Source organism: Acinetobacter sp. GWC1_38_13 (genome assembly GCF_001767535.1).
Lineage (GTDB): Bacteria > Pseudomonadota > Gammaproteobacteria > Pseudomonadales > Moraxellaceae > Acinetobacter > Acinetobacter junii.
In genome coordinates, this window is record NZ_MELG01000085.1 from 1 (window position 1) to 10,845 (window position 10,845).

The 10,845-nt window shown below is 39.5% G+C and carries 10 protein-coding genes and 4 tRNA genes; 2 read left to right on the plus strand and 12 right to left on the minus strand.

The window, feature by feature from the left end:
* On the plus strand, window positions 1-1,376 hold a 1,376-nt coding region (locus A2003_RS08905; protein ID WP_286687181.1), incomplete at its 5' end, for a nicotinate phosphoribosyltransferase.
* Window positions 1,377-1,745: 369 nt separating this feature from the next.
* Complete coding sequence (ntrR, locus tag A2003_RS08910; protein ID WP_151723058.1) at window positions 1,746-2,513, plus strand: ADPR responsive transcriptional repressor NtrR; 768 nt, start codon at window positions 1,746-1,748, stop codon at window positions 2,511-2,513.
* Window positions 2,514-2,535: 22 nt separating this feature from the next.
* Here ntrR and A2003_RS08915 read toward each other — a convergent pair whose 3' ends face one another.
* The 12 genes from A2003_RS08915 to A2003_RS08970 all read right to left on the minus strand — a co-directional run bounded on the left by A2003_RS08915 (window position 2,536) and on the right by A2003_RS08970 (window position 10,798).
* Window positions 2,536-4,140: a GMC family oxidoreductase gene (locus A2003_RS08915; protein WP_286687182.1), complete on the minus strand. Its 1,605-nt coding sequence runs from the start codon at window positions 4,138-4,140 to the stop codon at window positions 2,536-2,538.
* Window positions 4,141-4,325: 185 nt separating this feature from the next.
* Window positions 4,326-4,961, minus strand: coding sequence for a nuclease-related domain-containing protein (locus A2003_RS08920; protein WP_286687183.1), 636 nt, complete (start codon window positions 4,959-4,961; stop codon window positions 4,326-4,328).
* Window positions 4,962-5,074: 113 nt separating this feature from the next.
* Window positions 5,075-5,542 (minus strand): DMT family transporter, encoded by a 468-nt coding sequence (locus A2003_RS08925; protein ID WP_286687184.1) that lies wholly within the window; start codon window positions 5,540-5,542, stop codon window positions 5,075-5,077.
* Between the two features lie 330 nt (window positions 5,543-5,872).
* Window positions 5,873-5,949 (minus strand) — tRNA-Pro (locus tag A2003_RS08930).
* A 17-nt stretch (window positions 5,950-5,966) separates the two neighbouring features.
* Window positions 5,967-6,042, minus strand: a tRNA-His gene (locus tag A2003_RS08935).
* A 38-nt stretch (window positions 6,043-6,080) separates the two neighbouring features.
* A tRNA-Arg gene (locus tag A2003_RS08940) sits at window positions 6,081-6,157 on the minus strand.
* Between the two features lie 69 nt (window positions 6,158-6,226).
* Window positions 6,227-6,303: transfer RNA gene (locus A2003_RS08945), tRNA-Pro, on the minus strand.
* A gap of 132 nt (window positions 6,304-6,435) precedes the next feature.
* Window positions 6,436-7,500, minus strand: coding sequence for a quinolinate synthase NadA (gene nadA, locus A2003_RS08950; RefSeq protein ID WP_004914354.1), 1,065 nt, complete (start codon window positions 7,498-7,500; stop codon window positions 6,436-6,438).
* A 145-nt stretch (window positions 7,501-7,645) separates the two neighbouring features.
* Window positions 7,646-8,866, minus strand: coding sequence for a bifunctional glutamate N-acetyltransferase/amino-acid acetyltransferase ArgJ (gene argJ, locus A2003_RS08955; protein ID WP_004914356.1), 1,221 nt, complete (start codon window positions 8,864-8,866; stop codon window positions 7,646-7,648).
* A gap of 349 nt (window positions 8,867-9,215) precedes the next feature.
* Window positions 9,216-9,704, minus strand: a complete 489-nt coding sequence (locus A2003_RS08960; RefSeq protein ID WP_151723141.1) for a methylated-DNA--[protein]-cysteine S-methyltransferase — start codon at window positions 9,702-9,704, stop codon at window positions 9,216-9,218.
* A 63-nt stretch (window positions 9,705-9,767) separates the two neighbouring features.
* A complete protein-coding gene (locus A2003_RS08965) occupies window positions 9,768-10,085 on the minus strand; it encodes a DMT family transporter (RefSeq protein ID WP_004952367.1) in 318 nt (105 codons plus the stop codon).
* Between the two features lie 167 nt (window positions 10,086-10,252).
* Window positions 10,253-10,798 carry a hypothetical protein gene (locus A2003_RS08970; RefSeq protein ID WP_005403182.1) on the minus strand — a complete coding sequence of 182 codons (546 nt, stop codon included), beginning with the start codon at window positions 10,796-10,798 and terminating at the stop codon, window positions 10,253-10,255.
* Window positions 10,799-10,845: the final 47 nt, after the last annotated feature.

Sequence of the window (10,845 nt, forward strand, 5' to 3'; positions counted from 1 at the left end):
CACGTTTAGCCAAAATGCTGCCTGATTTTGATGACAAGATTGTGTTCTTCGGTTTACAAGGTTTTATCAAACATTTTTTAATTGAAAGTTGGAACGAGGGCTTCTTTAATCAACCTAAAGCCAAAGTAGTCGCAGCCTATAAACGTCGCATGGACAATTCTCTAGGTGAAGGTGCTGTTCCCGTTGAACACATCGAAGCCCTGCACGATCTTGGCTATTTACCATTAAAGATTAAGGCACTTGAAGAAGGTAGCCGAGTCAATATCAAAGTGCCTGTATTGACCATTATCAATACTGATCCGAATTTCTTTTGGTTAACCAACTATATTGAAACTGTGCTCAGTGCCGAATTATGGAAAAGTTGCACCACTGCAACAATTGCTTATGAATACAAACGCTTGTTAACTCAATATGCAGAAAAAACAGGTGCACCTTTAGACTTTGTTGCTGTTCAAGGCCATGATTTTAGTAGCCGTGGGATGAGTGGGATCTATGATGCAGCTCAATCAGGCGTGGGGCACTTGACCAGCTTTTTTGGGACAGATTCAGTTGCATCCATTGACTATGCCGAAGAATATTATAACGCCACTGGTGTCGTCGGTGTTTCAGTGCCTGCAACAGAACACAGTGTGATGTGTATGGGCAGTGAAGAAAGTGAAATCGAGACCTTTAGACGTCTGATCTGTGAGCTTTATCCTGCCGGGGTAGTCAGTATCGTTTCAGATACTTGGGATTTCTGGCGTGTGATTACCGAGTTTAGCGTGGAATTAAAAGCAGAAATTTTAAAACGCCAACCGAATGCCCTCGGACTCGCGAAAGTGGTGTTTCGCCCTGACTCTGGTGATCCTGTGAAAATTATCTGTGGCGATCCTGAAGCAGAGCTAGATAGTCCCGCTTATAAAGGTGCAGTGCAATGTTTATGGGAAATTTTTGGCGGCACAGAAACAGCTCAAGGCTATAAAGTACTCAACGAGCGTGTTGGTTTAATCTATGGTGACTCGATTACTCTAGAACGTGCCCAAAATATCCTAAAAGGTTTAGAAACCAAAGGCTTTGCTTCGAATAATCTAGTCTTTGGTATCGGCAGCTATACCTATAACTATTTAACGCGTGACACCTTTGGTTTTGCCGTAAAAGCCACTTGGGGTCAAGTCAACGGTGTAGGTCGTGAGCTGTTTAAAGACCCTGTAACAGACTCAGGTGTTAAAAAATCAGCCAAAGGATTATTAAGGGTTGAACAGACTAATAATGGCTTTGAGTTATTTGATCAACAAAGCTTTGAACAGGAAAATATGGGCGCACTGCAAACTGTATTTGAAAATGGTCAATTATTAAGAGAATGCTCTCTTGACCAAATTCGGGAGAGATTGGTCTAGGCAAAACTCTCTATGATTAAAACACATCCAGTGATTAGATACTCGGAAAAGTCATCCGCAACCTGAACAAGCCAAAGCGACTAAAGCATTGGCTTAGTGCAAGATAAATGAAATGAATAGTTAAGTGCTTAAGCAAAGCTTTCGCCTTACGGTACGGCAAAGATTATCAATCTTTGCCGTACCTCAGATTTTGCCTACTTTTGCCAAAACATTTACGAAGCTTTAAACGCTTCTCAGGTCGAGCCTGAACAAACTAAAGTGATTAAAGCTTTAGTGAAGTGCAAGACGTAGTGGCTTATCCTAAAATATGATGAGAACCCAATAAGACTCCGCTATGATGTTACTTTATTCCGATTTCTTAATATTTCTATGAGTAAGGAAACTATCCATACGTCCGAACAGGAATACCTTGCCCACTATCAAAAAACAGACTATGACACCCCACTGTTTACGGTTGATATGGCAATTTTTTCTGTGGCAAAAGGTCAATTACAAGTCTTAATGATTCAGCGCTCTAACTTTCCCGAAAAAGGAAAATGGGCGCTTCCAGGTGGTTTTATTGATTTAAAAACTGATCCAGATTTAATGGCAACAGCTCACCGTAAACTGCTTGAAAAAACAGGGATTCACTCCCCTTATCTAGAACAAGTTGAAACCATCGGCAATCAGCATCGTGATCCACGTGGTTGGTCGATCACATCACTTTATTTTGCACTGATTGATTTTAGTAAATTTGAAATTCAAAAGACTTCAACAACTGAAATAAGTAAATGGATTTCTATAGAAGAAGCCTTGCAACTAGAATTAGCTTTTGACCATCAGAAATTACTAAAATTAGCATTTGATCGCTTGTGCAATAAAACCCGCTATACCGCACTCCCAGCTAGCCTCATGCCTGAATTATTTACCCTGACCGAATTACAAACAATCTATGAAATTATTTTAGGTCAAACCTTAGAAAAAAAATCATTTAGACGGCGTATGCAGGAAGCAGGTGCAGTTGAAGAAACAGGACAGCAGAAAATTGTCGGCAAGCGCCCTGCTCAATTATTTCGTTATGCACTAGATGATTTTAATTTCACCTTTCCGCGTATGTTGGAAACACCACGTAACTCAAATAATAAAGAAGAGAGCTAAGGCAAAACCTTAGCTCAAAATATCACTTCCAAGTTTCGCGGATCATATCCACTGCTTTTTCAGCAATCATGATTGCAGGTGCGTTGGTATTACCATTTACCACTGTTGGCATAATCGACGCATCAATCACACGCAAGCCTTGAATACCATATACTTTCAGCTCAGGATCAACCACAGCCATCTCATCTACACCCATTTTGCAACTACCAACTGGGTGATACACCGTGTCTACACGTTGGCGCAAAATCTCACGGATCTCATCATCAGATTGCACATTGGCAGTAAACATATCTTCTTTAATTTTTTCACTCAAAGCAGGTGCTTGCATCAACTTCTGCGTAACTTTAAATCCATCAACCATATCTTGAAGGTCTTGCTCATCCTCAAGAAATTTAAAATCAATTAATAGCGGATCATCTACATTTTTGCCACTGAGTTTGACCGAACCACGCGCACGAGGATTGAGCAAACATACGTGGCATGAAATACCGTGTCCTGTATGCATGGTTCGAGCATGATTATCTACTACAGCAACGACGAAATGCAGTTGTAGATTCGGTTTATCTAACTCAGGACGGCTCTTTAAGAAACCACCACACTCTGCATAATTGGTCGTAATTAGACCTCGACGCTCCTTACGATAACGCCCAATTTGTTTGATTAAATCTAAACTACCACCAACAGAAACACCGAAAGTTCCATCTATTTGTTTAGTCTTATAAGCAAAAATAAAGTCAGGATGGTCATGTAGATTTTCACCAACTCCAGCTAAATCTTTAACCACAGGAATACCGTGTTTTTCTAATTCTTGACGAGGACCAATCCCCGAAAGCATCAAAACTTGTGGTGATTGGAAAGCCCCTGCAGAGAGTAAAACTTCTTTATTTGCACGAACAACTGTGACTTGTCCTTTATGCTTAAATTCCACGCCTACAGCACGACCATTTTCGATCACAATTCGCGATACCATCGCTTGTGTGATCACATGTAAATTTGGACGCTTACCGATATAAGGCAATAAATACCCACGTGCAGCACTCCAACGTTCACCATTCTTCTGGGTAACTTGATAGACACCTACGCCTTCTTGCTCTGCGCCATTAAAATCATCATTCAGTGGATAGCCCACTTGTTTAGCTGCTTCAATAAAGGTTTTTTGGTATGGATTATCTGAACGTAGTTCGCTTACATTGAGGGGACCATGCTGTCCATGATACTCATTTTTAATTCTTTCGTTATGTTCTGATTTTTTAAAATATGGTAACACTTCATCATAGGACCAACCGGTATTTCCTAAAGCTGCCCAATGATCATAATCATCCCGATGCCCGCGAATGTACACCATCGCATTGATCGCTGAACTCCCCCCTAAGCATTTACCACGTGGTTGGTATCCTTTACGTCCATTTAAACCTTTTTGCGGTATGGTTTCTAGCGCCCAGTTATTCAGTTTCGTAGGGATGCTAATCACCGCAGCTGCTGGTGTATTCACCAACCAGCTATTGCCGTCCCCACCCGCTTCCAATAAACATACTGAAATATTTGGATTCTCCGAGAGTCTACCTGCAAGCACACTACCCGCCGAACCACCACCTATCACTACAAAATCAAATGCTGTTTGTGTCATTGCTATCCCTGTTATTTTCATTCTTTCAAAATGCGAAAAGATTATGCTCAAATGCACATCTAAATATTGGTTTACTTGTCTAACAGACTTGATTATTCCTCATAAAAAGTAACTGGATATGGGGCAAAGTACAATAGCCAAATCTGGCAATACGATTGAGTTAAATCATCAATTTCTACAGTCACTTATACAGTGGATTTCTTTTCTATTTCCTTTTGCTTTAAATGCTCAACATGCAAACGATTTGTCTTCCAAGAAGGCTCTAATACTTCTTTTTCAATTCGATATTTAATTCTTTTGAGCTTCATAGGACTAATCACCTGTTGATCAAAACGTTTTACGTATTCAATCCAAGCCTTACTACGAAAGACATTTTCAGGCATATCTGTTTTAAATTCGCTTCGAGCTGTAAATACAACAATAGAATGCAAATACTGCGGATCAACAACATCACTTAAAACCATTTCCAATACTTTAATATGCTTATAGTTTTGGTGTAACGGATTCTGAAATCTATAACTTTTCTTATAAATTTTTTGTGTCCACTGCTTCTGGCGAGCATTTCCAAAAATCCATCCCGTATAGTTTTTAGTTTCAACAATAAAAACACCATAAGGGCTTATTAAAATATGATCAATTTGAGTCGTCCCGTCTTTCTGATCAGGTAGAGTACAATTATTGAGCAATATATATTCAGCACTTAAATACTTAGCAACATGCTCAGAAACCATAAACTCACCAACTTTCCCCTTGAAATTCGGTGATTTGAGATATGTAACCACAGCAAGCATAAGAAGAATTAAAATAATATAAAAGAACATACTTCCCCATGAATATTTTATTTTTTAGAAATTAAAATCAACAGCATCAAATATACAATATATTTGTCAAAATATTATTATAAAAACTGGGTTAAAAACCAATTCGTAATATTTTATTTGGTCGCACTTCTATATTCTCCAAATAGCATAATCAAACCACCAATAAAAATAAAAAGTAATCCAAATAATTTGAAAGCATCTATTTTCTTTATTTGCATCCCTAATAAACCACTATGATCAATTAAGGTAGCAAAAATCATTTGCCCTAAAAATATCCATAATAATGTATTGGTTGCACCTATATGTGGAGCTGCCACAAACATACACAGAATATAAAGTGAACCCAAGAAACCTGACAACCACATCCACCAAGATGTATTTTGATAAAATTGTGGTTTCACCGTTCCATCCATCCACAATGCAATAACAAGCGAAGCAATCGCACCGCCTATATAAAGAAAAAAAGTCGATTGTATTTGGCTTGCACCACTGCTATGACGAAAGGCATTAATGACTGCCAATTGTAATGGAACAACTAGCCCACCTAATATACTAATCAAAACATAATGAATATTTTGCATTCATTGACTCTCATTTTTAGGTTTCTAATTTTTAGGTTTCTAATTTTTATGAACTAATTTGATTGAGAAACTTATGATCATGCTTGCAGATGGTTTCAACATAATGATTGAGTAACTCTTACTCCAAACTATCTTATAAAAACAAATACCGCATCAAACATTCTATAGTTCAATTGTGACTAAAATGCTTTTGATTAAATAATGAAAGCTTGGAGATAGAAATAATTTCAGAAGAGTAAATAAGTTTTAGTTATTTAATTAAATAAGATATAAAAATATAGACATAAAAAAACCGCTGATTAGCGGAATTTTATCTCATCTTTAAGATGATGGTCGGAGCAGTAGGATTCGAACCTACGACCCCCTGGTCCCAAACCAGGTGCACTACCAGGCTGTGCTATGCTCCGATTACTCTATAAAAGAGTGGGGTGAATGACGGGATTCGAACCCGCGACAACTGGAATCACAATCCAGGGCTCTACCAACTGAGCTACATCCACCATAACGTTTGGTTCTATGTACCAAGCTACCAACTAAATGGCGCGCCTGACAGGATTCGAACCTGTGACCATCCGCTTAGAAGGCGGATGCTCTATCCAACTGAGCTACAGGCGCATAACGATGATAATACTATCAAGCGATACTTCGCCGATCTTAAAATAATGTTTTTCAACATCTTTTAAATGGTCGGAGCAGTAGGATTCGAACCTACGACCCCCTGGTCCCAAACCAGGTGCACTACCAGGCTGTGCTATGCTCCGATTTATCTCAGCTTTTATTGTATCGCACATCGTGCGGTACGGTGTGCATTCTAGGCTTGACGTCGCATCACGTCAACACCTAGTTTTAAAAAAAATGATTTTTCCTTATCAAATGTATATTTAACAAGCATTTTAACGCTTTAGAGAAGCACTAAAGTTCAACATTCGATCGAGTGGTAATTTTGCGCGCTCAGCCAATGCTGGATCGACGTGTATTTCTTGATCAGCGTGTTGTAACACGTGCAAAATACCATCTAACTCATTCATTGCCATCCAAGGACAATGTGCACACGAACGACATGTTGCGCCCTCACCCGCCGTTGGCGCTTCGAATAATTCTTTATCTGGTGCTGCTTGCTGCATCTTATAGAAAATACCGCGATCAGTAGCTACGATCATTTGTTTATGCGGTAAAGTTTGCGCTGCTTTGATCAATTGCGAAGTACTTCCCACTGCATCTGCAATATCTACTACAGATTCAGGCGATTCAGGATGAACTAAAACTGCTGCATCAGGATATAGTGCTTTCATTTGTGCAATACCACGTGCACGGAATTCTTCATGTACGATACACGCGCCATCCCATAACAACATATCAGCACCCGTTTTCTTTTGGATGTAACGTCCTAAATGCTGATCAGGTGCCCAAATAATTTTTTCACCCAAGCTATCAAGATGCTCAATAATCTCGACTGCACAGCTTGAAGTTACCACCCAGTCAGCACGTGCTTTCACAGCTGCCGAAGTATTGGCGTACACCACGACAGTATGATCGGGATGTTGATCACAGAATGCTGTAAACTCATCTACTGGACAACCTAAGTCCAAAGAACAGGTTGCCTCAAGTGTAGGCATTAATACTGTCTTTTCAGGAGATAAAATTTTTGCTGTTTCTCCCATGAACTTTACCCCAGCAACTACGAGAGTTGATGCAGCATGATCACGACCAAAGCGCGCCATTTCTAGAGAATCAGAAACACAACCACCTGTTAATTCTGCAAGCTCTTGAACATCAGGATCACAGTAGTAATGTGCAACAAGAACAGCATCACGCTTTTTAAGCTCAGCTGCAATTTGTGCGAACTTTTCTTGTTTCACTTCTGGGCTGAGGCTATGGTCCTTTGGCTCACCCAAACGATCTAAATGCGCCTGCACAATATTTTTGGCTTCGTTCGCAATTAAATTCGCATCATTCATAAAACGTCTTCTCTATCCTGCGTGCTTGCATCACAGCAAACATATAACGTGGGTATCTAGGGTGATCATTTGGGATGAATCACTTCGTCCACACATGAGTGATATAAAAAAAGCCCCACTGTGGAGGCTTTATTATAACGCATATTTACGAACGATAATCGGCATTAATTTTGACGTAGTCATAAGAAAAATCACAGGTATAAACTGTGTCTTTCGCTTCACCTCGTCCTAAATCAATACGAATCGTGATTTCTTTCTCAGCCATCACAGCAGCGCCTGCTTCTTCGGTATAGTCAGGATTCGCACCACCATCTAAGCAAATCTGGACATCACCTAACCACACTTGAACCTTACTGCTATCTAAGTTTGGAACACCTGCTTTACCAATCGCCATTACAATACGCCCCCAGTTTGGATCAGAAGCGAACAAAGCTGTTTTAATGAGTGGTGACTCAGCAACACTATAAGCAACATCACAACACTCTTGGGTATTGGCTCCGCCTTCCACCTGTACCGTAATGAATTTAGTTGCACCTTCACCATCACGAACAATCAATTGTGCTAAACGATTCATAATACGCGCAAGTACATCCAGCACTTGTTGGTAACGAGGGTCATCTTGTGACTCAATTTCTGCGCCACCAGCTAGACCTGTTGCTACAAAGATACAAGAGTCATTGGTTGAAGTGTCGCCATCGATTGTGATGCGGTTAAACGAATGTTCGACAGTCGTTTGTAACAGTTGCTGAACAAGTACTTTTGATATTGGTGCATCTGTTGCAACAAAGCTCAACATGGTTGCCATGTTCGGGCGAATCATACCCGCACCTTTACTGATTCCAGTCATGGTGTATGTCACACCATCAAGCTCAAACTGTTCAGATGCACCTTTCGGAGTAGTATCTGTGGTCATAATGCCAGAAGCAGCTTCAGCCCAACGATCCGCATTTAAATCATTTAATGCAGGCTGAATACCTTGAACTAAACGCTCAATCGGAAGTTGCTCACCGATTACACCTGTTGAAAAAGGTAGAATCTGATTCGCTTGGACACCTGCTAATTCCGCTAATTTGGCACAAGTTGTTTCTGCATTTTTATAACCTACAGTTCCTGTTGCCGCATTTGCATTACCAGTGTTAATAATCAAATAACGTGGTGTATTTTCTGCCAAGTGTTTTTTACTAAGCAAAACTGGCGCAGCAGCAAATGCACTTTGAGTAAATACACCTGCTACATTTGAACCTTCAGCAAATTCAAAAATGACTAGATCTCGTCGATTTGGATAACGTACATACGCCTCAGTTGAGCCAATTTTTACACCCTGCACCACATGCATAAGTGGCATTGTTACGTCACCAACAGCCATTTTTAAACTTCCATTCAATTTGTTATGAAAAAGAAAATGAATACATACCCTATATATGAGACTCGGAAAGTTCATCTACAACCTGCGTGGTATTTGTAATATCCCGTTTCTGCGATAGATAAAACAAATGCAGCAAGTGAACAGGTTTTGTAGATGACAATGCCTTTGGTTACTTTGGGCGAAACCAAAGTAACTCGAACCGAAGGTTATTCCTAATATTGGATTACGCTAAGCAAGACACCGCCTCGCCAATAACTGAGTTACGGTTCAAGTCATAAAATATGTGGATTCATATCTGTTAAGTAGCTTATTCCAAAAAGCAATGAAAATCGAGTATTAACAATACAGATTATGGAATTTGACTTTGCTCTAAACTGAGTAAAATCTGCTTCTTATCCAACCCACCAGCAAAACCAACCAATGCCCCACTCGATCCAATCACTCGATGACACGGTGCAATAATCGAAATCGGATTCTTACCATTAGCAGCACCCACTGCACGTACAGCTTTTTCATTACCAATCTGGAGTGCAATCTCTTTATAACTACGTGTTTCCCCGTAAGGAATCGTCAATAAAGCCTTCCAAACCTGCTGCTGAAAATCAGTGCCTTGAAAATCAAGAGGTAAATCAAATTGTTGGCGCTGCCCTACGAAGTATTCTTCTAATTGTTTTTTAACTCGCTGTAACATCGGATGTTGATGATCTTCTAAGGGCTTTGCTAAACGAACTCTTTTATGATCTTCATTATCCCACATGACTGCAACTAAAGCCTGATCATGTGCTACCAGTTTTAATGCACCTACAGGAGAATCCATATACATATAAACCAATTGCATTAAAAATTCCCCATAGGCTTTGTTCTATTCAGCTTACTCAATCCGATAAAATGCTGAATTTTCTTAATTTGAAGACAATTTCATTAAAATCAGACCAGATACGATCAACACTGCTGCAATCATTCGCATTGCGGTCATCGGCTCATTCAAAATGAGAATACCCACCACGAAAGAGCCAATCGCTCCAATCCCTGTCCACACCGTATATGCTGTACCTAAAGGAAGTGAACGCATTGAAATCGACAATAAAACAACACTTAAAATCATGAAAACAATGGTCACGATGCTTGGCGTTAGCTTTGTAAAACCTTCAGACATTTTCATAGAATATGCCCAAATAATTTCAAAAATACCCGCCAAGATTAAAATTGCCCAAGCCATTTTTAACAGTCTACTTTATCAATAGTCAGGTCGTCCCAACGTGATTCTTTGCAAGGAGGTCGTCCTCCTTAGTTGAACAGTTTACTGTAAAATGCGCAATTGTGTGAATTGTTGTGTATCTAGATAACTTAAACAGTTGAAATAATTAAAATTGCTTAATACAACTATTACTGCCAAACGATACTTTCTACTTTCATGAGTTCACAAGCACCATTCCCTGTATCTTCTCGAGATAGAGAGCTTTTCCATCGCCAGCCATCTGAAGCCTGAATCTCAATCAATGAACCTTTTAAATAGACCAAATCATCTTTTTTTATCTTCTTCATTTGCGATGCCACAGACGGATTTGCTGGGACTAAATGCATGTTGGCACTATGTGTTGTAATCTCTCTTAATGAAATAGGCGGCTCATTTTTAACTTTCAAATAATACCAACGATTACTTTGAGAAATATCAATGTGCTCATACACTTGCGGTTTCGCCATCTCTCCCCAACCGACTGCAATGTCGATCGGTGAAAATTCAGCTTCTCTTCCCCAATGATAATCTTCTTTGGATAAGACACGGAAAGAACCTTCATACTTTTCTAATTCGATGATTTGAACATTCTGTTGTGTCTTGAGTTGATCTAAATCAGGAACAGGTTTTAAAAAATTTGTCCAAATTAACCATGCAAATGCGACTGCTAATACCCAATACATCCATTTAGGCATCTCATTTATCCCTTTTGTTTCGTATCGCATTCATCCATTGATTTAAA